This is a genomic window from Nocardiopsis sp. TSRI0078 (assembly GCF_001905145.1).
GTDB lineage: Bacteria > Actinomycetota > Actinomycetes > Streptosporangiales > Streptosporangiaceae > Nocardiopsis.
In genome coordinates this window covers 196,761-217,988 of sequence record NZ_LWLB01000033.1, presented here as the reverse complement: position 1 = coordinate 217,988, position 21,228 = coordinate 196,761, and the positions used below count along the sequence as shown (strand labels likewise).

Here is a 21,228-nt window from a genome sequence, read left to right as displayed (position 1 = left end):
CTGTGAACTCGTGTGCTGTCGTGTTATTTCGTGTGAGTTCCTTGGGCCGCAAGGAACCCACCGGCATGGCGGTTGGGAATGGGCCTGTGCGCACAGGCCGTCGGAACGCGGGGCTTCGGACCACGTTGTCCCAGCCCCGCTCGCTGCCCAGGCTACTGGCTTTCGACCCCGGAAACAGGACCGACACCGTTACATGGTGATTACCTACTGTTATAGCCAGATTGCGGTGATCGGTGACTGCGTACATGGGCCACCACCTACCCCCCGGGGCCGGTGAACATGTCGCTACCGGGCCGTCGCCTGGTGGACCGCGGTCATCACGGCGCGCGGATCGGTCAGGTCGGGCAGGACGGCGGCCGCTCCGGCCTCGCGCAGCTGACCCTCCGTAGCCGAACCGCTGAGCACCGCGACCGGGGCCGCGCCGCCGATCACGGCGGCGCGCACGTCCGGTACGGAGTCGGTGACGAACACCGTCTCCTCCTCGGTGTAGACCCGTCCGCCCTCGCCCGACGCGTGCAGTCGGATGGACTGGATCAGGCTGGACTTGGGGTAGTTGACCGAACCGTATCCGCCGATGGACAGGTCGAGGTGGGTGTCCAGCCCGAACGCGACCAGCTTGGCCGTGGCGTTGGCGCGGGTGCTGCCGCTGACCACGGTCTGGACGGTGTCGGGCATGGAGGCCACGGCCGCCAGGGAGGCGGCCGCCCCGGGCGTCGCCCGGCCCCTGGACAGGAGTTCGCCCGAGCGGTTGCCGAAGGACTCCTCCAGGGCGGCGAGGAACTCGGCCAGGATGTCGTTGTCGGGCTCGACGTCGACGTAGTTGCGGGCGCAGAACTCGAAGAACATCTCCGAGTCGGTGCGGCCCGCCGCCGAGGTCAGGTAGACCAGCGGCTCACCGGTGACCTTCTCGAAGGCCTCGGCGTAGGCGGCCCTCATCACCTGCCCCACGTCGAGGAGGGTGAGGTCGATGTTCCATAGCACCAGGCGGCTGATGGCTGACTCCTCGCAAGACGGACCGGTCGGGGACGACTCCATCTTGCCGTATGGCACGAGAAAGGCAGAAACCTCCGCCCGGGCCCGGCCATGAACAGGTGGTTCCGGACAGGCCCCTACGAGCCGACGGTCAGGTCGGCGCGCGGCACGGCCCGCAAGGGGCGTGGGCGGAGCTCGCAGCGAGCCCCGGCACCGGCGGCAGAGGCCCCGAGACGCTCCGTCCGGCCCCAGCGGTGCGGGCGGCCCCGAAGAGCCCTCCCACCGCGCCCCTCCGGCCGGGGCCGGCGTGCGGTCACGCTCCGCCCTGGCCCTCCTGGACGAGGTAGCGCAGCTCCTGGACGGCGAACCACATCAGTTCGTGGTCCTCAGCGGCCTCCGAGGCGGGGTCCTGGACCGCCACCGCGATGTCGCGGGCGGCGTCGGCGTCGTCCACGTGCGCCGAGGCCAGCTTCTTGTAGGGGACGGCCCCGGTGACCCTCACACGGGCCACGCCCTCCCCCGCGCGGCCCTCGTGCTCGACCACGCGGTCGGGCATGTCCGCGACCAGCACCACCCGGCGGCGGGGCGCGCCGGGGTCGGCGGCCAGCAGCGCCAGGGACTCCTCCGCGGCGGCGTACATGGCCTCGTACTCGACCTCCTCGGTGTCCGCGCCGGGGCCGGGGTCGGCCGCGAAGGCGGTCAGCGGGACCTCCTCCAGCCGTCCCTCCTCCAACAGGCGGGCCAGGGCGGGGATGGTGCTGGGCAGGAAGACGTGCATGTGGGCGGCTCTCCGAAACGTGGTCTGATCACGTCAAGTGTGCCAAACCCGGCTCCGCCCCGGTGCTCCGGCGCGGAGCCGGGGAGGGGCGTGCGGGGTGGTCAGGCCGCCCGCTCGTCGGGAACCGGGGGTGCGCCGTCGCCGTCCGGCGCCAGGAACCGCTCCAGCTCCAGCCGCGTGGCGCCCACGTCGGTGTGCAGGATGCCGGTCATGCCGAGCTCCTCGGCGGTGCGGACGTTGTGCTCCAGGTCGTCGATGAACACGCAGTCCTCGGGGCGCAGGCCGAGTCGCTCACAGGTGTGCAGGTAGATGCGCTCCTCGGGTTTGCGCATCCCCACCTCACCGGAGATCACCACCGTGTCGAAGGCGGTGTCGAAGTGTTCACGGGGGTAGCAGTTGCCCCAGGAGTTCGACAGCAGGGCGGTGCCGGCTCCGCTGTCCCTCGCCTCGCGCAGTACCTCGTACATGTCGTGCACCGGGTCGAAGCTGCCGAACATGCGGTCGATCAGCCCCTCGGCCACCACCGGGCCGCCGTGGGTGCAGCGCAGCAGGGCCGCCAGCTCGCGCTCGAACTCACAGGTGTCGATCTCGCCCCGCTCCAGCGCGTGCACGAGGTTGTCCCCGTCGCAGCTGTCCTCGAAGTAGGGGCGCATGACCTCGTGGTAGTGCTCGATGTCGATGCGGTCGGCGTGCAGCCAGGCCCGGATGCCGTCGCGCAGCGGCGGCGTGAGCACACCGCCCCAGTCGCAGATGACCCCGCGCCGGGCTCCGCCCACACATCGGTTGCCGTCCATCCGATCCCCTCCTTGGTCGTCGGTGGTCGTGCGTGTCCGTTCGGACCGCCGCCCGCTCCTCGGACGCCCGAGAGGTCGGGCGGGCAACGGTTCTTCCCGTTCCCCGCCCGTCTCAACCACCGCGGCCCCCTTCCGGGAGCACGCGGAGCACCGGAGGGCCCGGGCCCGGATCAGGTGGTCAGCCCGGCCCCGGCCTCGACATCGGCCGCGGGGATGTCCACCGGCAGCCTCCCGGAGGGCTTCACCCGGCCCGCGATGACCCGTGCGGCCGCCGCCCGGGACACGTCCACGGACGAGTAGAGGGCCAAGAACGCCTCCGCCTCGGGGAAGGCCGCCAGGTCGTAGGGCGTGCCTTGGGACACCACGACGACCGGGAGCCCCCCGGCGCGCGCGGTGTCGACCAGACCGCGCTGCTCCGAGGCTCCGCTGCCTCCCCCGGTGCCCACGACGACGGCGTCGGCCGCGCCGCCCGCACCGTCCACCACGTTCATCCCCGCCTCGGTGAGCGCGGCGGCGATCTGCTCCGCGCCCACGCCCTGGACCCTGACACCAGCGCCCTCGGCGAGCGGCAGCAGGTCGCCCTCGTTGCGGACCAGGGTCGCCGAGGCGTCCGCCACGCGCTGGGCGGCATCGGCGTGCTCGGGGTCCTCCAGGGCGGCCGCGGCGTCCTCCGCGTCCACCGGTTCGGCCTCCAGGACCCCGCGCTTCTCCTTGAGCGCCAGCACGCGCAGCACGGACTCGTCGATGCGCTCCTCGGTCAGGCGGCCCTGTTCGACGGCCTCGCGGATCGCGGACACGGCGGCGGCCGGGTCCGGCGGCATGAGCAGCTGGTCCACGCCCGCCTCCAGGACGCGCACGGCGATCTCGCCGTCGGCGTGGCGCTGGCGCACGCCCTCCATGTTGAGGGCGTCGGTGGTGACCACGCCGTCGTAGCCCAGCTCCTTGCGGAGGATGCCGTCGATGAGCTCCGGCGAGATGGTGGCGGGTTCGGGGTCCTCGCTCGTGTCCAGCCTCGGCATGAGCACGTGCGCGGTCATGATGGCGTCCACGCCCGCGTCGACGGCCGCCTCGAACGGCGGCAGGTGCTCGGCCTCCCAGCGGTCGCGCGGCAGGTCGATGACGGGCAGGCCGCTGTGGCTGTCCACGTCGGTGTCGCCGTGGCCGGGGAAGTGCTTGACCACCGAAGCCACGCCGTTCGCGGAGTAGGCGCCCGCCTCGGCGACGGCCATCCGCGCGACCAGGTCGGGGTCGGAGCCGAAGGAGCGGATGCCGATGACGGGGTTGTCGGGGTCGGTGTTGACGTCGGCGTCGGGCGCGTAGTTGAGGTTGATGCCGAGCGCGGTGAGCTCCTCTGCCGTGGTGGAGGCGCGCAGCTCGGCCAGTTCGGTGTCGCGGGTGGCGCCGACCGCCATGGCGTCGGGGAAGCGGGTGCCCACGGGCAGCCGCGCCACGAGGCCCTGTTCCTGGTCGATGCCCACGAAGAGGGGCACGCCCCGCCCCTGCTCGGCGGCGAGGTCCTGCACGCCCGCCGACATGGTGGCGATCTGCCCGGCGTCTTCGAGGTTGGCGTCGAAGTAGATGAGGCCGCCGGGCCGGTAGGACTCGATCTGGGCGGCGTTGTCGGCGGCCGAGGTGCCCTGGGCGGTCAGGACGAGGAGCTGGCCGATCTTGTCGTCCAGGTCCATCTCGGCGAGCATCCGGGGCGCGAGTACGGGCTCGAAGGGCTCCGCGCTGGCCGACGGCTGGGGTTCTTGTTCCTCCGGCGAGGAACCCACCTCCTCGGTGGTGCATGCGGTGGCGATCAGGGCGAGCCCCACGCAGGCCGGAGCCAGGGCGTGCGGAACGGACAGTCTCATGGCAGGTCTCATCTTCCGGCGAATCGCGGGTTCGCCGCTGGAGAATACCCGTTTTCGGAGGCCAGAGCGCCTGTCGCCACGGGGAGGGCCCGGGCGGTGGGGCCGGAAACCGGAGAAGCCGGGCGGCCGGGCGCGGGCCCCGCACGCGCGCCGGCCGCTCAGTTCCAGGTGAAGAGGGGGTCCCCGTGCTGGACCGCGCCGTCGGCGACCTCGCCGAGCGCGTCGGGCGACGCGTCCAGCGCGACCACCGGCACGACCGACGGCCGCCCCTGGGCCGCGACCATGCCCGGGGACCAGCGGACCACCGGGGTGCCCGCCTCGACCTCGTCGCCCTCGGCCGCGAGGAGGGTGAACCCCTCCCCCGCCAGCTGGACGGTGTCGATGCCCAGGTGGACGAGCACGCCCCGGCGGTGGTCCGGGGCCATCACCACGAACGCGTGGGGATGCAGTTTCACCAGGGTCCCCCCGATGGGGGACACGGCCTCCTGTAGGCCCTCCTGCCCGCCCTCCTGGCCGGGCTCGGGGTGGACGGCGACCCCGGGGCCGACCATGGACTGGGAGAACACGGGGTCGGGCACCGTCTCGAGGGACAGCGCCGTTCCGGGTACGGGGGAGAGCACGCGCAGCGCGCCGGTCACGTCTGACATGGGGGGTGCCTTCCCTCTCAGAGGTGCTTCATCCGTCCGGTGGGGTCCCGGTACCGCCGCTGTGTCAGTCGAGCAGGTCCCGGATGTCGTCGGTGAGGCTGTCGGCCTCGGGGCCGACCACCACCTGGACGACGTTGCCCGAGACCAGGACCCCGTGTGCGCCCGACGCCTTGAGCGCGTCCTCGTCCACCAGGCCGGGGTCGGCCACCTCGGTGCGCAGGCGGGTGATGCAGGCCTCGATGTCCTCGATGTTGTCCGCGCCGCCCAGACCGGCGACGATCGCCGTTGCCTTGTCAGCCATGTGTCCTCCATGTTCTGCCGTGGAACGGGGTGTCCCCCGAGGCCTGAGGGCGAGCTTATGGGTGAGACGGCGCACACACCAGAGCCCGCGGCCGAACGGGGTGTTGGGAGGGCGCTCCCGGAAGGCGGGGGGCCGGGAAGCCGGGAGGGTGCCCTCAGGAGGTCTGCGTGACCTTGTTCAGGCCGCGCGGGACGTCGGGGTCGTACCCCAGGCGGCGGGCCAGGCGCTCGGTGAGCAGCTGCGCGGGGACGATCAGGTTCATCGGGGCCACCCACTCGGGCACGTCCGGGACGGGAACGGACAGGTTGCTGGCGGCGGCCAGGGCGTCGCCGCCGCCGAAGCCGAACACCGGGGCACCGGCGGAGCGGACGCGCTCGGCGAGGGCGACCGTGCCCTGCAGGGTCGGACCGGTGGGGGCGGCCACGAGCAGGGCCGGGGTGCGCGGGTCCACGACGGCGATGGGGCCGTGCAGCAGGTCCGCGTAGGACAGGCCCATGGCGTGGAGGTAGCAGGCCTCCTTGAGCTTCAGCGCGGCCTCCAGCGCGGTGGAGAAGGCCATACCGCGCCCGGAGATGACCGCTCCCTGCACGGCGACCATCCGCTCGACGATCTCCTCCAGGGCGTCGGCGGGGGCGGCGAGGGTCTCCTCGATGCCCTCGCAGACCCGGGTCAGGTCGCCGGGGTCCAGGTCGGCCCCCAGTCCCAGGGCCAGGACCGCGAGGGCGGCCAGCTGGGTGTTGTAGGTCTTGGTGGCGGGCACCGCGACCTCGTTCCCGGCGCGGGTGACCAGGGCGACGTCGGCCTCCTGCGCCAGCGGGGACCCGGCGCCGTTGGTGACGCCGACGGTGCGGGCGCCGCAGTCGGCGGCCCAGCGCATGGTCTCGACGATCTCCTCGGTCCTGCCGGACTGGGAGATGGCCACGGCCAGGACGCCGGACAGGTCGATCCGGGCGCCGTAGGTGGTGGCGATGGACGGCGATCCCAGTGTGGCCAGGCGGCCGGCGTGCGCCTGGAGGAGGTAGCTGCCGTAGACCGCCGCGTTGTCGGAGGAGCCGCGCGCGATGAACAGCACCTGCCTGGTGGAGCGGCCCAGGGCCTCGATCTCCGGACGCAGCGGCAGCAGTTCGGCGAAGGTGCGGCGCAGCGCCTCCGGCTGCTCGGCGATCTCGGAGCGCATCACGCTCGTCGTGGTGGTCATGGAGGGCCTTCCCCTGTGTGAGGCGTTGACGGGCGGTCGTACGGGACGTCGACGGATGGTGGGTGCCAGGCTGCCCCGGCCGTGTGCCGTTCACCCGGACCCGCTTCGGACCGGACCGGACGCCCTTCGGACCGGGGAGAGCGCGCCTCCCGGAGTCCCGGCAACGGCGCGAACCGCCTGCTCCCGGGCGGATTGACACGCGAACGCAGCTGTGGTCTAGTCCGGACTATACCAGTTATGTCCGTCGTGCCCCGGCACAGGCCCCGGGCCGGGTACCCGGAGCGCGGGCGGCCCGTCCCGCGCTAAGGTCTGACGCCAACTCCACCCGCCGACCGAGAAGGCCGCCCGCCCATGTCGATCGACCCCAGCAACCCGCTGCCCAAGTACAGCCAGCTACGCGACCTCCTCCTGGACTGGATCACCGAGGCGGGGCTGGGCGTGGACGACATGATCCCCTCCGAGCGCGAGCTCAGCGCCACCTACGGGCTCTCGCGGATGACCGTCCGCCAGACCATCGACCTGATGGTGGCCGAGGGGCGGCTGTACCGGGTCCCCGGCAAGGGGACCTTCATCGCCCGTCCCAAGATCGAGATGTCCCTGGTACTGGCCTCCTTCAGCGAGGACATGCGCGCCCGCGGCTTCGAGCCCGGGGCGCGCGAGCTGATCCGCCAGGTCATCCCGGCGAGCGGGCACACCGCCCGCATGCTCGACATCGCTCCGGGCACCCTGGTGCACCACATCGAGCGCATGCGTACCGCCGACGACGAGCCCATGGCCGTGGAGCGCTCCAACATCCCCGCCGCCATGGTCCCGGGCCTGGAGGACTTCGACCTCGCCGAACGGTCCCTCTACGAAGTGCTGGAAAACGAGTTCGACATCCTGTTGGATTCCGGGGAACAGACCATCGAGGCCGGAATCTGCGACTCGGCGGACTCACGGCTCCTTGGCCTGCCCGCCGGAAGCCCGGTGCTGGTGATGCAGCGCCGAAGCTTCACCAAGGGACAGTGCGTGGAACTGGCACTGTCCACCTACCGCGCCGACCGCTACCAGCTGCATTCCCGGCTGGACCCGCGGCGGCACGGCGACTGACGCCCCGCGCCCACGAGGCGCGTGTCCGAGGGAGGACCCCCCACCATGAGTTCGGACCACAACCCCGCAACAGCCGCGCCGGAACCGCCGGGCGGCACCGCGAGGAGGACGAAGCGCCCCTCCTCCACCCTCGCCGTCCTCCAGCGGCTCGGCCGCAGCCTGATGATGCCGATCGCGGTACTGCCCGCCGCGGCGATCCTCCTCCGCCTCGGCCAGCCCGACCTGCTCGGCGCCGACGGCCTGGCCGGGTTCCCCGGGATGGGGTGGATGGAACCGGTCGCGGGCGCCGTCGGCACCGCGGGCGACGCGGTGTTCCAGGCCCTTCCCCTGCTGTTCGCGATCGGTGTGGCGATCGGTTTCGCCAAGCGCGCCGACGGATCGACCGCGCTGGCCGCGGTGGTCGGATACCTGGTGTTCGACCGGGTCGCCACGTGGACGATGGTGACCTTCGACGGCCCCACCGGTGACCTGGGGTCGCGGCTGACCACCTATCCCCTGCCGGTCGACCCGGTGACGCGGGAGCCGGTGACCGACCCGGAGGCCGTGAACGCGGTCATGCCGGTCATCAACCACGCGGTGAAGAACCCGACCGACGTGCTCGGCGGCATCGCGGTGGGCCTGGTCGCGGCCCTGCTGTGGCAGCGCTACCACCGGATCAAGCTGCCGACCTGGCTGGGCTTCTTCGGCGGCCGCCGGTTCGTGCCGATCGTGACGGCGCTGGCCGGTCTGCTGATGGGTGTGGCGCTGGGCCTGGTCTGGCCGGTCGTCGGCGGATGGATCCAGGACCTGGGCGAGGGCATCATCGGCGCCGGCGCGCTGGGCGCGGGTGCCTACGGCGTGATCAACCGCCTCCTGCTGCCGATGGGCCTGCACCACGTGGTGAACTCGTTCATCTGGTTCGTGTCGGGCACCTACACCGCCCCCGACGGCACCGTGACGCACGGCGAGATCACCCGGTACTTCGCCGGCGACCCGGACGCGGGCGGCCTGCTGTCCGGGTTCTTCCCGGTGCTGATGTTCGGCCTGCCCGGCGCGGCCCTGGCGATGTGGCTGACGGCCCACAAGGAGCGGCGGGCACAGATCGGGTCGATCATGATCCCGGCGGCGCTGACCGCGTTCGCGACGGGTATCACCGAGCCGGTGGAGTTCGCGTTCATCTTCGTGGCCCCGGCGCTGTTCGCGGTGCACGTGGTGCTGACCGGCGTCTCGATGGCGGTCCTGAACGCGCTGGACGCCCACCTGGGCTTCGGGTTCTCGGCGGGACTGATCGACCTGCTGCTGAACGCGACGAAGGAGAACACGACCGGGCTGGGACTGATCCTGTTGCTCGGGCTGGTCTACTTCGCGCTCTACTTCGGGATCTTCTACGTGCTCATCACCCGGTTCAACCTGCCCACCCCGGGCCGTGAGCAGGACCCGGACGACCCGGGCGAGACCGTGCGGGCGCACACCGAGACCAACACCGGCGAGGACCCCCCGGGCTCCGGGAGGCCGCCGGGGGCGAAGGACCCGTCGGAGGGCTCCGGGCCGGGTTCCTCCGGCTGACCCCGGGGCCGTCCACAGGACGGAGAACGGTCTGGTGCGGCGGGGCCGCCCTTGGGACGCTGGAGTACAAGGCTCGGCAAGGGGGTCCCGCGCCCCCTCATCACCTCTGCCCGCAGGCGTGGAGGGGGTCCCGGTCCCCTCCCGCCCTCCCGCGGAAGAACACCCCGCCTCGGAGGTCGCCTCGGGACCCCCGGCTCCGAACACGGGGCGGTGAGCTCCCACGCGAAAGAGGCGGTATGACGAGGAACGGTACTTCGACGAGCGGTCGGCGCCCCCTGCTGCTCTGGTCCGCGGCGGGGCCGGCCCTGCTTCCTGGTGGCGATCGGACTGTGGGCGTTCCAGCCCTGGCGGCTGCTCACCTCCCGGACGGTGCGGGAGGCACCCCCTGTCGCGGCACCGTCGGCGCCTGCCGAGTCGGCGGAGTCGTCCGAACCGGGCGAGGAGGCCGGGTCGGACGAGGACACCGGGCCCGTGGTGCTGGGCGAGGGCGGGTTCCTCACCCAGGAGCACGGGACCTCGGGTACGGCCACCGTGCTGGAACCGGCCGACGGCTCGCGTCACGTACGCCTGACGGACCTGGCCACCAGCGACGGCCCCGACCTGCACGTGTGGATCACCGACCAGGAGGCGGGCGGTGACTGGTCCAAGTACCGCGACGGGCGTCACGTGGCGCTCGGCCCGCTCAAGGGCGACGAGGGGGACGCCGACTACGAGATCCTGCCGGAGGCCGACCTCGGCGGGATGACCAGCGTGGTGATCTGGTGCGACCGCTTCTCGGTGGCCTTCGGCTCGGCGCCCGTCCGGCTCTGACGTCGTCCGGGCCGGCCCCGGGGCCCCAGGAGCCCGCCCGAGCCGGACACACGAACGCGCGTGGGCGCGGCCCTGGTGAGGGGCCGCGCCCACGCGCGTTTCGGCTACCGCCGCCTACTTGGCGGCCGGGTCACCGTGGCACTTCTTGTACTTCTTTCCGGAGCCGCACGGGCAGGGCGAGTTGCGCGCGGTGCCGGCGTACTCGTCTGCGGTCTCGCTGTGCCGCTCGACGGTGCCGTCCTCGCTCGGCGCGGAGTACTGGAGCCTGTCGGGCTGGCCCTCGCCGAAACCGGGGACGACCACGTCCTCGGCGGGCTCGGCCTCCTCCTCGGGCGGAGCTGCCTCCTTGGCCTCCTCGGACTCCTCGCCCTCCTCCACCGCGGTGGCGACGGCCGTCGCACTGGCGGAGCCGCCGACGGCCGCGGCGGTCTGCGCCGCGGCGGCGGGCGTGAGCGAGGCCTCCTCCTTCTTGCGGACCTGGACCTCGACGTTGAAGAGGTAGCCGACCGACTCCTCCTTGATGGCCTCCAGCATCTGCTGGAACATGTCGAAGCCCTCGCGCTGGAACTCGATCAGCGGGTTGCGCTGCGCCATGGCCCGCAGCCCGATGCCCTCCTGGAGGTAGTCCATCTCGTAGAGGTGCTCACGCCACTTGCGGTCCATGACCTGCAGAATGACCCGGCGCTCGACCTCGCGCATGGCCTCCTCGCCCAGCTCCGCCTCACGCGCCTCGTAGGCGGTGTTGGCGTCCTCCACCACGCGGTCGGCGATCATCTCGGTGGTCAGCGTGTGGAGGTCGCCGTTCTCCTCGATGAACTCGTCGACGGTGAAGCTGATCGGATAGACCTGCTTGAACGCCCGCCAGAGCCTGTCGAGGTCCCAGTCGCTGGGGTCGCCGGCGGCGGTCTCCTCCACGACGTAGCCGCGCAGGACCTCCTCCAGCATGCTGACGACCTGGTCGCGCAGGTTCTGGCCCTCCAGGACCTTGCGGCGCTCGGCGTAGATGACCTTGCGCTGCCGGTTGAGGACCTCGTCGTACTTGAGGACGTTCTTGCGGATCTCGAAGTTCTGGGTCTCGACCTGCCCCTGCGCCGAGGCGATCGCCTTGCTGACCATTCCGGACTCGATGGGCTGGTCGTCCGGGATGTTCAGCTGGTTCATGAACGCTTCGAGGCGGCTGCTGTTGAACAGGCGCAGCAGGTCGTCCTGGAGGGACAGGTAGAAGCGGGAGATACCCGGGTCACCCTGGCGGCCGGAGCGGCCGCGCAGCTGGTTGTCGATGCGCCGCGACTCGTGCCGCTCGGTGCCGAGCACGTACAGGCCGCCCGCCTCGACGACCTTCTGGTGCTCCTCCTCGTAGTCGGCCTTGGCCTTCTCCAGCGCCTCGGGCCAGGCGGCCTCGTACTCCTCCGGGGTCTCCAGCGGGCTCAGGCCGCGGCTTTGGAGCTCCTCGTCGGCGAGGAAGTCGGGGTTGCCGCCCAGCATGATGTCGGTACCGCGACCGGCCATGTTGGTGGCGACGGTGACCGCGCCGAGCTTGCCCGCGCGGGCGATGATCGCGGCCTCACGGGCGTGGTTCTTGGCGTTGAGGACCTCGTGCGGGACGCCCTCGCGCTTGAGCATCCGGGACAGCAGTTCGGACTTCTCGACGCTGGTGGTGCCGACCAGGACGGGCTGGCCGGCCTCGTGCCGCTCGGCGATGTCCTCGGCGAGCGCCTGGAACTTGGCGTCCTCGTGCTTGTAGACGACGTCCTTGACGTCCTCGCGGATCATCGGCTTGTTGGTGGGGATGGGCACCACGCCGACCTCGTAGGTCTGGGAGAACTCCGCCGCCTCGGTCTGCGCGGTACCGGTCATACCGGCGAGCTTCTCGTAGAGGCGGAAGTAGTTCTGGAGCGTGACCTTGGCGAGCGTCTGGTTCTCGTCCTTGATCTTGACGCGCTCCTTGGCCTCGATGGCCTGGTGCATGCCCTCGTTGTACCGGCGTCCGGCCAGGACGCGACCGGTGAACTCGTCGACGATGAGGACCTCACCGTCCTTGACGATGTACTCCTTGTCGCGCTTGTAGAGCTCCTTGGCCTTGAGCGAGTTGTTGAGGAAGCTGATGAGCGGGGTGTTGACGGCCTCGTAGAGGTTGTCGATGCCCAACCAGTCCTCGACCTTGGCCACACCGGACTCGGTGATGCCGACAGTGCGCTTCTTCTCGTCCACCTCGTAGTCGGTGTCGCGCTTCAGGCGCGGGGCGATCTTGGCGAACTCGGCGTACCAGCGGGAGTTCTGCTCGGAGGGGCCGCTGATGATCAACGGGGTACGGGCCTCGTCGATGAGGATGGAGTCGACCTCGTCGACCAGGGCGAAGAAGTGCCCGCGCTGGACGGTGTCCTTGAGCGAGAGCGCCATGTTGTCGCGCAGGTAGTCGAAGCCGAACTCGTTGTTCGTACCGTAGGTGATGTCGGCCTGGTAGGCCCTGCGGCGCTCGGCCGCGGTGATCTGGGGGCTGATGACGCCGACGTCGAGACCGAGGAACTGGTAGACGCGGCCCATGTTCTGGGCGTCGCGCCGGGCCAGGTAGTCGTTGGTCGTGATGACGTGCACGCCCTCGCCCGCGAGGGCGTTGAGGTAGACCGCGAGCGTACCGGTCAGGGTCTTGCCCTCACCGGTCTTCATCTCGGCGATGTTGCCGAGGTGGAGCGCGGCACCGCCCATGATCTGGACGTCGAAGTGGCGCTGGCCCAGGGTCCGCTTGGCCGCCTCGCGGACGGTCGCGAAGGCCTCTGGCAGCAGGTCGTCCAGAGACTCGCCGTCCGCGTAGCGTTCCTTGTACTCCCGGGTGAGGTCCCTCAACTCCTCGTCGGTGAGGTCGACGTAGTCGTCCTCGAGTGAGTTGACCTGGTCCTTCAGCTTGTTGAGCCGGCGCAGGATCTTTCCCTCACCCGCGCGCAGGAGCTTGTTGAGTATCCCTGGCACTTCCTATGCGCTCCTCGCAGATCGCGGTTGGCTCCACGCGTGTGGAGACCCTCTGGGCCCGCTGACCGCTTTCCCGTGGCCGCGGAGGACGGCGGGGGGTTCCTGGGCCCTCGGGCCTACATCCTAGAGGACGCGAACCATACACCCCACCCTCTCGGGAGAGGGGTCCGCCCGCACGTTTCCCTCTGAGGAACGAAGCAAACCGGCTGATATGTTCCCGCAGGTCACACGCACGGGGAGCCGAATGGTGGACGGGGCCTCCGCGGCACCCGGTACCGGTGGGAGCGCCGTTCCGGGCCCGGGCGCGGGAACTTTCCCGCCGTTTGCCCACCGTCCCCGATGCCTTCCGGCTTTCGTGGGTAGGCATCCCACAGGAGGGCGGCCGCGGTCGGACGGCCGCGGCCCGTCGAACGCGAACGTGTTCCCAGGGGGATCACCATGCGAACGAAGCGAAACAGGAAGGGCCGCGGAGCCGAGGACAGGAAGGCTCCCGACGCCAAGGATCTGACCACACCCTCCCCGCGTTCTCCCGACGACGTCGCCAAGGAGGTGGTCGGTGAGACACCCGTCCTGCGGCGTGACCCGGTCGAGGACGACCCGGCGCTGGCCTGGGAGGGGGAGCATCCCGACGGCGACAGCCGGTTCGGGCGCATCCAGGGCTTTCAGCGCCAGGGCGGCAGTATGGCACCGAGCAACGCGCACCGGGGGCGTCTGAGCTCCTGGGTGGCGGTGGTGCTGGCCTGCGCCGGGTTCACCGTGGGCGCCTTGGGCATCGTCATGGGGATGTCCGTGACCCTTCTGGTGATCGCCGGGGTCCTGCTGCTCGCGGCGGGTGCGGTCGCCCTGTTCTTCGACATGATGAGCGACGTCGTCCTCGACACGCCCCGTCAGGAGTCGGAGGAGCCGCACGACACCCCGCTGCACCGGATCAAGCACGAGGAATCCGAGGGGCGCCCGGAGTAGCCGCACCCACGGCCACGACGAAGCACACCGCCGCGGCGGGTCCGGGAGGATCCGCCGCGGCGGTGTCGTCGGCGGGGCGTGTCGCCCGCCGGGGGGACTGCCCGCTCTCGCGCGGGGGGCGGGGCCGGAAGGGGACCGCGCCGAAGGCGTCGGACGGCGGGCGGCCGTGCGAACACGGGCCTTCACCGGTCGGGCGCGGCCCCCGGGGCCCCTACGGGTACGGGGCCCGCGAAGCGAGGCCGGGCCCCGGGGACGTCATCTAGTCGACCAGCCTGAGCACGCCGTAGTTGAAGCCCTTGCGCCGGTACACGACGCTCGGGGCGTCCTTGACCTCGTCGTGGAAGAGGTAGAAGTCGTGGCCGACGAGTTCCATCTCCATCAGCGCCTGGTCGATGCTCATGGGCTTGGCCCGGTGGAACTTCTCCCGCACGATGACGGGGGCCTCCCCCTGGGTCTCCAGCTCGACGAACTCGTCGGAGAACCTTCCGCCCGCCTCGGTACCGTCGGCCTCCTCCCCGCTGCGCTGGGCCGGGGGCGCCTGCGTGGCGGTGGCGGTGACCGAGGGCATGTCTCCGGGGAGGTCGGCGGTGGCTGCCGCGACGGAGACGGGGCTGTGGTTGCCGCGGTGGACCTTGCGCCGGTCCGCGGCCTTGCGGAGACGGGCCTCGATCTTGTCGATCGCGAGGTCGAGGGCACCGTAGCGGTCGGATGCAGCGGCCTCGCTGCGGATGACCGGACCGTTGGTCCGGATGGTCAGCTCAACCCTCTCGCGGACGTCGGCGAGCCTGGGGTTGCGCTCTTCGGACACCTCCACGTCGACGATCATGCCCTTCTTCTCCCACTTGGAGAGCCTGTCGAGCTTGTTGTCGACGTGCTGTCGGAACTTCTCACTCACATCGGTGCGTCGACCCTTGACGATGATGTCCATAGGACCCCCTTCATCGCGTGGCCGCCGCCGTGGCGACGGCCAGGCTGCTCTGCATCCCTTCCGCCGCCAGGGGGGCGAAAGGGGTGTCCCGCGCTAGCCCCCTTCCGCTGGTGCCCCGGTCCTGTAGGGGGCACGGCTTGGTTGGAAGTGCGTATACCCACCATGGGCGCCGTCATCACGCGCCCCATGGACACGATTGGTGACGGCCTCCGAACTGGGAAAAGGGCTTTCTGCCACAACCAGGGCAGAGTGGCCCCGGGGGATGGGGGGGAGTGCCCCCGGGAGCCCGCCGTTGGCGGACTCCCGGATGGTGGGATGCCACCCGTCCGGCCGACCTGGTCTTCGTCCCCACATCCGCCTGCTGAGAGTGTCGCCGCTCTTGTACGCGACTACTGCTCTTCTCCCTGTCATGAGGGACATCTGGACCCTCCGCGGGGCAGGACTTACCTCTAAGGCGCACCGTGATCGGTCGACGAAAAGTCGCCTTACGTGGGCCGTTTCGCCTGCGCCTGGCATCGGCTTGCCGGAGTGGCGCCCCGGTGTTCCCGGGGGCTCAGACTCTCCGACGCAACCACGGACCCGGACGGGTGCCATACCGTGACCGTAACCTGTCCTGACGAGGATGTCAGGTAGTGATCACCCGCTCAACTCGCCGGTAACCATCGCAAATCCCTGTGTACATGGACTTTTCCCCTGCTCACGTGGCTTCGTAAAACCTTCTTGCCCGGCCCGGCACCCCGCCGGACGCACGTTCGGGAAGGCGCTCGGCGAGGACCACCGCTCCCGCCACCCTGATCCCGCGGGCCCGCAGGGCGCGGGCCGCCTCGGCCACCGTGGCGCCCGTGGTGAGGACGTCGTCCACCACGACCGCCGCTCCCCCGGGAGCCGCCCCGGACTCCGCCGCGCCGGCTCCCGGGAGGTCGGCGACGAAGGCGCCCGCCCGGTTGGCCAGGCGCTCGGCCCGGCCCAGGCCGGCCTGGCGCCGGCGCCGACCCCGGTAGCGCAGCAGCGGCACCACCCTTCCGGCGTCCGCGCCGCCCGCGTCCGCCAGGCAGGTGAGCGCCAGCCGGGTGACCGGGGCGCGGGGGTCGCGCGGCGGGCCGCGGCCGGGAACGGGGACCAGCAGGGTGCCCGGAGCGGCCAGCCCCGACGCGGTGTAGGCGGCGGCCAACCGCTCGCCCAGCGGCGCGGCCAGGGCGTCCGCGCCGCCCTCCTTGTAGGCGAGCAGCACGCGGCGGTGGTGCCCGGCGTAGGGGCCGGCCGCCCAGACGGGAGGGCAGCCCGGCCGGGGCGCGCACCGGAGGGGGCGGCGCTCCAGCACGGCGAGGCAGTCCCCGCACAGCGGCCCCGAGGGGCCCGCGCACCCGGCGCAGGGGTGCGGGAGGAGCAGGTCGAGCAGCGCGGCGAGCATCCGCCGCAGCACGCCGGTACGGCGGATCGCGTCGTTCACCAGTCCAGGATCGGCTCCCGCCCCGGCCTTCACCAGCCCCTTCCGGGACCTGTGGACGACGGCGGCCGCGGACGGGCGTCCCGGTACGAGGCAGCGAGGCAGCGCCCGCCTCGGGGACGGCCCCGCCGCGGACGACCGCCTCGGGGCCCGGTTTCCGGTGGCGGTCGCAGCGCCCCGGCTCAGGGGCGGCATGCACTTCGACATCCGCGAGGACCGCACACCGCAGGGCCCACGGAAGCCCACCGCCGCACGAGCGGCCCGCGGACGACAGGCCCGAAAGCGGGGCGGCGCGGGTCAGCGGATGATCGACACGATCCGGCAGCAGGCCCCGGCCAGCCCGGGGTCCCCGGAGAGGTCGCCCCTTCGCGCGGCCTCCTCGGGCCCGATCCCGCGCACGCACAGCCGCCAGGCGGTCTCGAAGTCCCACCGCACCGTCGCCGCGGGCGCGCCGCCGGGCCCGGGGCCGGCGTGCGCCAGCGACCAGCCCGCACCGGTACGGGTGGCGGTCCACTCCCCGCCGTCCGGGCCGTCCACGGCCACGCGCACGCGCGTTCCCGTCTCCGCCGGGGTGTCCCGCAGGGTGTGGGGCAGCGCGCGCATGAGGGTGTCCAGCACCAGGCCGCCCTGCGGCCCGGGGTCGGTGGGCCGCCCGGTCGCGTGCCGGATCTGCTGGCGGTGGGCCCAGTGCTCGGTCAGCTCGCGGGCGCAGTCCAGCCAGACCGGCGCCGGGTCGGCGCCCGCCCAGGAGACCCCGAGGCCCAGGACATGCGGGTCCGCGGCGCGCCAGAGCCCCACCACCTCGCGTCCGGTCATCTCCAGGGTCTGGACCAGCGCCTCCGGGCTGATCCTGGCGGTGGCCCGCACCCACTCCTGGTTGTTGCGGTGGACGAACGCCGCCAGCGGCTCCCCGGGCGCCGGGGCCGGGGCCGCCCGGTAGCGGTCGCGCATCCCCGCGATGCGCCAGTAGTCGTCGCCGAGCAGGTGCGCGGCCACGTCGCGCGCGCTCCACCCGGGCACGGCCTCGGCCTCCCACTCCGCGGGGCCGAGGCTCCGCAGGAGCGCGAGCAGGGACTCCCGTTCCCGGGCGAGGTGGGGGCGCGCGTCGATCGGGGCACCCAGCCGCGTGAGGTCGTTCATGGGCCCCACGATCCCAGGCCGCCCCGTGCGGCGCATCCCGGTCTCCTCCGGGGCGGGCGGTGCCGCCCGCCCCGCGAAAGGGCACGCCTCAGCCGGGGAAGGTGGGCGAGCCGCCCTCTCCCGCGGGCTGCCAGTTGAGCGGGTCGTTGGAGATCCAGACGTTGCCGTCGTCCGAACCGGCGATCAGCGGCTGCCCCGGGGCGCCCGAGATCGTCACCATGCTCGCGACGGGGGATCCGGCGCTGGCGGAGGACGTGCCCCCGTCCAGGGAGACCAGGAGCGCCTGGCTCGTGCCGCCCTCGCGGCTGCCCAGCACGACCAGCTGGTCGGCCGAGCGCCAGGAGACCGCGGTGATCTGCTCCAGCTCGCCGGCCAGGGGCACGAACGACTCCAGGAGGACCTGTCCGTCGGGGCCCTCGACCACGCGGCCCACCTGGAGCGAGCGCCGTCCGTCCACCTCGGTCACCGCGGCGGCACGGGTGCCGTCCCGCGCGATCTGGAAGTCCACCAGCGGGCCGCCCAGGTCGGACACGTCCACCCGCACGACCTCCTCGCCGCCGCGCAGCAGCCACAGGGCGGTGGCGTCCGGCGCGGGCTGGGTGCCGTTGAGGTTGGGGGGATCGGCGGGCTCGTCCGTCGTCTCCTCCTCGTCCTCGTCGTCCTCCTCGTTGCCCTCGTCCTCGTCGGGGATCTCCTCGACCACCCACAGGTCGCCGTCGACGTCCCAGGACAGATCGGTGAAGGTCCCGTCGGACAGGACCTCCCGGACCGCGGCGCCCGAGGTCATCGGGCTCGTGACCACCTCGCCGCCGCCCGTGGTGACCCCGGCGAGGGTCCGCTCGTCCAGCGACACAGCGAACTGCTCCAGCGGGACCTCCCCCGTGCCCAGGGGGCCGGGGACCGGGTCCGCCTCGCCGAAGGTGTCGGAGTCCCAGTCCGAGGCCGACCACAGCCGGCCCTCGTGCGAGTAGTAGGCGCGTGTCTCGGTCGTGGTCACCCCGGGGCTCACGTCGGCCCAGTAGACGCTGCCCGGGCGCGGCCGGTCCGCGCTCGCCCCCTCGGATCCGGGGAAGTCGACCTCGGAGCCGTTCACGCTGAGGGTGAACTCCTGGATCTCCGGCAGCTGGCGCAGGGTCCAGGCGATCTGCGCCCCCATGCCGAACTCGTCGACCTCGCCACTGCTGGTCACGTTGACGGAGACCCGTTCCTCCTCCGCGTCCGGAGCGGCGCGGGTCCCCTCGGGGAAGGAGGAGTGCACCGCCGGGTCCAGCCAGTCGCTGGGCCCGCTGATGAGCCTGCGCAGCAGGCGCTCCGCCAGGTCGTCGTTGCTCACCGGCAGATAGACCGGGTCCGGGACCAGGGCGTTCTCTTCGGGGTTGAAGAAGTACAGGTTGAAGGGCCGGTGGGTGCGCTCCACGTCGAGCCTGCTGAGGATGAGCTCCTCGGGAAGGCTCTGGATGCGCCACTCCCCCTCGAGGGAGCCGTCCTCGCGGGCCATGACGAACGTCTCGTCGAGCAGCCTCTCGGGGTCGCCGGGGAGGTACTTGCCGCCCTCGTCGATGGTGGCCACCAGCGAGCTGCGCATCCGCACGGTGGCGGTGAGCCCGTCGGTGCTGATCTCGGTGTCCAGGTCGACCGTGTCGAGGTCGGGGAAGACCTTGACCGTGCCGTCCGGTGACCACTCCTGGCGGGTCTCGGACAGCATGTAGCTGCGGGCGGCCGCGTAGTCCTGTTCGAAGCTGCCCATGTCCTGGAGGAAGCCGCTGACCAGGCCCGCCGGGTCCACGCCCTCCTGCGGCCCCGCGGGCAGCAGGCGCACGTAGCCCCCGTACGGGTCGCCCTCGGCGCCGTTGCCGTCGCTGGTCACGACGGGGCCGGTCATCGGGACGGACGCGCACGCCGACATGGACACACCCGCCACGGCCGCGGCCAGGCAGGAGCGGGCGGCGCGGCCGAAGCGGTTCGGTGCGCTCATGACAGGTTCTCCTCGTCCTCACGCTGGTCGGCTCCCCTGTCACCGCTGTCCGTGGCGCCCTGGTCGCCCCTGGAGGGGACCCTCTCGGCACGGGCCGCTCCGTTGCCGCCCTCGCCCGCGAACGGGGCGAAGCTGCGGCCCAGCGCGATCTCCGGCGGCACCAGGGGCAGGGGGGACCCGCGCAGCTCGGCGCCGGAGCGGCGCGGCAGCGACAGCCGGAACTGGGAGCCCTGTCCGGGCATGCCCCACGCCTGGAGCCAGCCGCCGTGCAGCATGGCGTCCTCCTTGGCGATGGACAGCCCCAGGCCGGTGCCGCCGGTGGTGCGCACGCGGGCCGGGTCGGCGCGCCAGAAGCGGTCGAAGCACAGGTGCTCCTCCCCCTCCTTGAGGCCCACCCCGTAGTCGCGCACGGCCACGGCCACCGCGTCGCGGTCGCCCGCGGCGGTGACCACCACGTCGCGGCCCTCGCTGTGCTCGATGGCGTTGACCACCAGGTTGCGCAGGATGCGGTTGATCCGGCGGGCGTCGTACTCGGCCGTGCAGGGCTCGGCGGGCAGGCGCAGGATGACCTTGATCCCGCGCCGCTCGGCGATCTGCTCGGCGTCGCCGACGGCCTTCATGACCGCGTCCCGGATGTCCAGGGACTCGATGCCCAGGGTGACGGCTCCGGCGTCGTGGCGGCTGATCTCCAGCAGGTCCGCGAGCAGCTCCTCGAAGCGCTCCACCTGGCCCTGCAGCAGCTCCACCGAACGGCGCATGGTGGGGTCGAGCTCCTCGCGCTCGTCGAAGAGCACGTCCCCGGCCATCTTGATCGTGGTCAGCGGGGTGCGCAGCTCGTGGGAGACGTCGGAGACGAACTGGCGCTGGAGTTTGGACAGCTCCTCCAGCTCCTGGATCTTCTCCTGGAGGTTGCCCGCCATGTCGTTGAACGACAGCGCCAGCCTGGCGAGGTCGTCCTCCCCCTGCACGGTCATGCGCTCGGTCAGGTCGCCGGAGGAGAGCCGCTCGGCGGACTGGGCCGCCGAGCGCACCGGTGTGACCACCTGCCGCGTGATGACGAACGCGATCAGCCCGAGGAGGATGACCAGCAGGATCCCCACCAGGGCGACCGTGTTCTGGACCAGGTCGAGGATCTCCTGCTCGTGCTGGAGCGGGAAGAGGTAGTACAGCTCGTAGGCGTGCGTGAGCTGCGATCCGACCACCAGCGCGGGCTCCTCGGTGCCGCCGTCCTCGGTGGTGATGCGCGTGTACGTGTGGTACTGCTGATCGTCGACCTCGGACCGGCGGACCTGGTCGATGAGGCGCTTCGGGACGCTGCCCTCGCCGGTGGCCCATCCGATCTCGTCGCCCACCGAGGGCAGGATGACCACGCTGTACAGACCGGTGTCGCCGCTGCGGCTGGTGAGCTCGTTGGCGAGGTCGTACAGGAGCCGCTTGCGGTCCGCCGTCTCGTTCTCCTGGAGCTCGGTGAGCGCGTAGCCGAGCCCGGCACGGTGGTCGGTGGCGGCCGTGGCGATCTTGGCGTCGAGCAGGCCGCTGCGCACCTGGGAGATGAGGACGTACCCCAGGCCCGCCATCACCACCAGGGACAGCACCAGGGTGGTGGAGATGACCCTGAGGTGCAGCGAACGGCGCCAGTTGGTGTGGACGCCGCGTACCAGGGCGCGGGCGGCACGCTGGGCGAACAGGTAGGCACGGGTGAGCCCCGTGCCGCTGTCGCGCCAGCGTCCCCCGGTCTCGGGCGGTCCGGAGGACGCTCCGGACCGTTGCCCCTCGGAGGCGGTCGTCCGCTCCTCCTCGGGTGTACCTGCGGTCATG

17 protein-coding genes are annotated in these 21,228 nt (G+C 72.0%); 4 read left to right on the top strand and 13 right to left on the bottom strand.

Features of this window, described 5'->3' with window-relative positions; all coding sequences use genetic code 11:
• Positions 1 to 285: 285 nt before the first annotated feature.
• The 7 genes from A6A08_RS20185 to A6A08_RS20155 all read right to left on the bottom strand — a co-directional run bounded on the left by A6A08_RS20185 (position 286) and on the right by A6A08_RS20155 (position 6,546).
• Positions 286 to 1,035 (bottom strand): haloacid dehalogenase-like hydrolase, encoded by a 750-nt coding sequence (locus tag A6A08_RS20185; RefSeq protein ID WP_199866996.1) that lies wholly within the window; start codon positions 1,033 to 1,035, stop codon positions 286 to 288.
• A 250-nt stretch (positions 1,036 to 1,285) separates the two neighbouring features.
• Positions 1,286 to 1,750: a DUF6912 family protein gene (locus A6A08_RS20180; RefSeq protein WP_073704186.1), complete on the bottom strand. Its 465-nt coding sequence runs from the start codon at positions 1,748 to 1,750 to the stop codon at positions 1,286 to 1,288.
• Positions 1,751 to 1,851: 101 nt separating this feature from the next.
• Positions 1,852 to 2,526: an HAD family phosphatase gene (locus tag A6A08_RS20175; RefSeq protein ID WP_073704392.1), complete on the bottom strand. Its 675-nt coding sequence runs from the start codon at positions 2,524 to 2,526 to the stop codon at positions 1,852 to 1,854.
• A gap of 188 nt (positions 2,527 to 2,714) precedes the next feature.
• The gene (locus A6A08_RS20170; protein ID WP_073704185.1) at positions 2,715 to 4,400 is read right to left on the bottom strand and encodes a glycoside hydrolase family 3 protein; all 1,686 of its coding nucleotides are present in this window, start codon (positions 4,398 to 4,400) and stop codon (positions 2,715 to 2,717) included.
• A 158-nt stretch (positions 4,401 to 4,558) separates the two neighbouring features.
• Positions 4,559 to 5,047 (bottom strand): PTS glucose transporter subunit IIA, encoded by a 489-nt coding sequence (locus tag A6A08_RS20165; protein ID WP_073704184.1) that lies wholly within the window; start codon positions 5,045 to 5,047, stop codon positions 4,559 to 4,561.
• Between the two features lie 64 nt (positions 5,048 to 5,111).
• Positions 5,112 to 5,423, bottom strand: coding sequence for a PTS glucose/sucrose transporter subunit IIB (locus tag A6A08_RS20160; protein WP_274534056.1), 312 nt, complete (start codon positions 5,421 to 5,423; stop codon positions 5,112 to 5,114).
• Between the two features lie 79 nt (positions 5,424 to 5,502).
• Positions 5,503 to 6,546 (bottom strand): SIS domain-containing protein, encoded by a 1,044-nt coding sequence (locus tag A6A08_RS20155; RefSeq protein WP_073704182.1) that lies wholly within the window; start codon positions 6,544 to 6,546, stop codon positions 5,503 to 5,505.
• Positions 6,547 to 6,897: 351 nt separating this feature from the next.
• Between A6A08_RS20155 and A6A08_RS20150 the strand changes: the two genes are divergently transcribed.
• From A6A08_RS20150 to A6A08_RS20140, 3 genes are all read left to right on the top strand, one after another.
• Positions 6,898 to 7,635 carry a GntR family transcriptional regulator gene (locus tag A6A08_RS20150; RefSeq protein WP_073704181.1) on the top strand — a complete coding sequence of 246 codons (738 nt, stop codon included), beginning with the start codon at positions 6,898 to 6,900 and terminating at the stop codon, positions 7,633 to 7,635.
• 45 nt (positions 7,636 to 7,680) lie between these two features.
• A complete protein-coding gene (locus A6A08_RS20145) occupies positions 7,681 to 9,180 on the top strand; it encodes a PTS transporter subunit EIIC (protein ID WP_073704180.1) in 1,500 nt (499 codons plus the stop codon).
• 315 nt (positions 9,181 to 9,495) lie between these two features.
• Positions 9,496 to 9,990, top strand: coding sequence for a DM13 domain-containing protein (locus A6A08_RS20140; protein ID WP_242422744.1), 495 nt, complete (start codon positions 9,496 to 9,498; stop codon positions 9,988 to 9,990).
• A gap of 114 nt (positions 9,991 to 10,104) precedes the next feature.
• Here the strand turns inward: A6A08_RS20140 and secA are convergent, their stop codons facing one another.
• Complete coding sequence (gene secA / locus A6A08_RS20135) at positions 10,105 to 12,957, bottom strand: preprotein translocase subunit SecA (RefSeq protein WP_073704179.1); 2,853 nt, start codon at positions 12,955 to 12,957, stop codon at positions 10,105 to 10,107.
• A gap of 438 nt (positions 12,958 to 13,395) precedes the next feature.
• Between secA and A6A08_RS20130 the strand changes: the two genes are divergently transcribed.
• Entirely contained in the window at positions 13,396 to 13,920 is a 525-nt protein-coding gene (locus A6A08_RS20130; protein WP_073704178.1) for a hypothetical protein, read from the top strand.
• A gap of 259 nt (positions 13,921 to 14,179) precedes the next feature.
• On the opposite strand, the gene hpf is transcribed toward A6A08_RS20130, so the two are convergent.
• The 5 genes from hpf to mtrB all read right to left on the bottom strand — a co-directional run bounded on the left by hpf (position 14,180) and on the right by mtrB (position 21,227).
• Positions 14,180 to 14,848 carry a ribosome hibernation-promoting factor, HPF/YfiA family gene (gene hpf, locus A6A08_RS20125; RefSeq protein ID WP_073704177.1) on the bottom strand — a complete coding sequence of 223 codons (669 nt, stop codon included), beginning with the start codon at positions 14,846 to 14,848 and terminating at the stop codon, positions 14,180 to 14,182.
• A 697-nt stretch (positions 14,849 to 15,545) separates the two neighbouring features.
• Complete coding sequence (locus A6A08_RS20120; RefSeq protein ID WP_378701224.1) at positions 15,546 to 16,298, bottom strand: ComF family protein; 753 nt, start codon at positions 16,296 to 16,298, stop codon at positions 15,546 to 15,548.
• 294 nt (positions 16,299 to 16,592) lie between these two features.
• Positions 16,593 to 17,435, bottom strand: coding sequence for a maleylpyruvate isomerase family mycothiol-dependent enzyme (locus A6A08_RS20115; RefSeq protein ID WP_073704390.1), 843 nt, complete (start codon positions 17,433 to 17,435; stop codon positions 16,593 to 16,595).
• A gap of 88 nt (positions 17,436 to 17,523) precedes the next feature.
• A complete protein-coding gene (locus A6A08_RS20110; RefSeq protein ID WP_073704176.1) occupies positions 17,524 to 19,410 on the bottom strand; it encodes an LpqB family beta-propeller domain-containing protein in 1,887 nt (628 codons plus the stop codon).
• Positions 19,407 to 21,227, bottom strand: coding sequence for an MtrAB system histidine kinase MtrB (mtrB, locus tag A6A08_RS20105; protein ID WP_073704175.1), 1,821 nt, complete (start codon positions 21,225 to 21,227; stop codon positions 19,407 to 19,409). Before mtrB ends, A6A08_RS20110 begins: the two co-directional genes overlap by 4 nt.
• Position 21,228: the final 1 nt, after the last annotated feature.

Coding starts and splice junctions, on each gene's coding strand:
- A6A08_RS20185 (WP_199866996.1), bottom strand. CDS start 1,035: ATGGAGTCGTCCCCGACCGGTCCGTCTTGCGAGGAGTCAGCCATCAGC.
- A6A08_RS20180 (WP_073704186.1), bottom strand. CDS start 1,750: ATGCACGTCTTCCTGCCCAGCACCATCCCCGCCCTGGCCCGCCTGTTG.
- A6A08_RS20170 (WP_073704185.1), bottom strand. CDS start 4,400: ATGAGACTGTCCGTTCCGCACGCCCTGGCTCCGGCCTGCGTGGGGCTC.
- A6A08_RS20165 (WP_073704184.1), bottom strand. CDS start 5,047: ATGTCAGACGTGACCGGCGCGCTGCGCGTGCTCTCCCCCGTACCCGGA.
- A6A08_RS20155 (WP_073704182.1), bottom strand. CDS start 6,546: ATGACCACCACGACGAGCGTGATGCGCTCCGAGATCGCCGAGCAGCCG.
- A6A08_RS20150 (WP_073704181.1), top strand. CDS start 6,898: ATGTCGATCGACCCCAGCAACCCGCTGCCCAAGTACAGCCAGCTACGC.
- A6A08_RS20145 (WP_073704180.1), top strand. CDS start 7,681: ATGAGTTCGGACCACAACCCCGCAACAGCCGCGCCGGAACCGCCGGGC.
- A6A08_RS20130 (WP_073704178.1), top strand. CDS start 13,396: ATGCGAACGAAGCGAAACAGGAAGGGCCGCGGAGCCGAGGACAGGAAG.
- hpf (WP_073704177.1), bottom strand. CDS start 14,848: ATGGACATCATCGTCAAGGGTCGACGCACCGATGTGAGTGAGAAGTTC.
- A6A08_RS20115 (WP_073704390.1), bottom strand. CDS start 17,435: ATGAACGACCTCACGCGGCTGGGTGCCCCGATCGACGCGCGCCCCCAC.
- A6A08_RS20110 (WP_073704176.1), bottom strand. CDS start 19,410: ATGAGCGCACCGAACCGCTTCGGCCGCGCCGCCCGCTCCTGCCTGGCC.
- mtrB (WP_073704175.1), bottom strand. CDS start 21,227: ATGACCGCAGGTACACCCGAGGAGGAGCGGACGACCGCCTCCGAGGGG.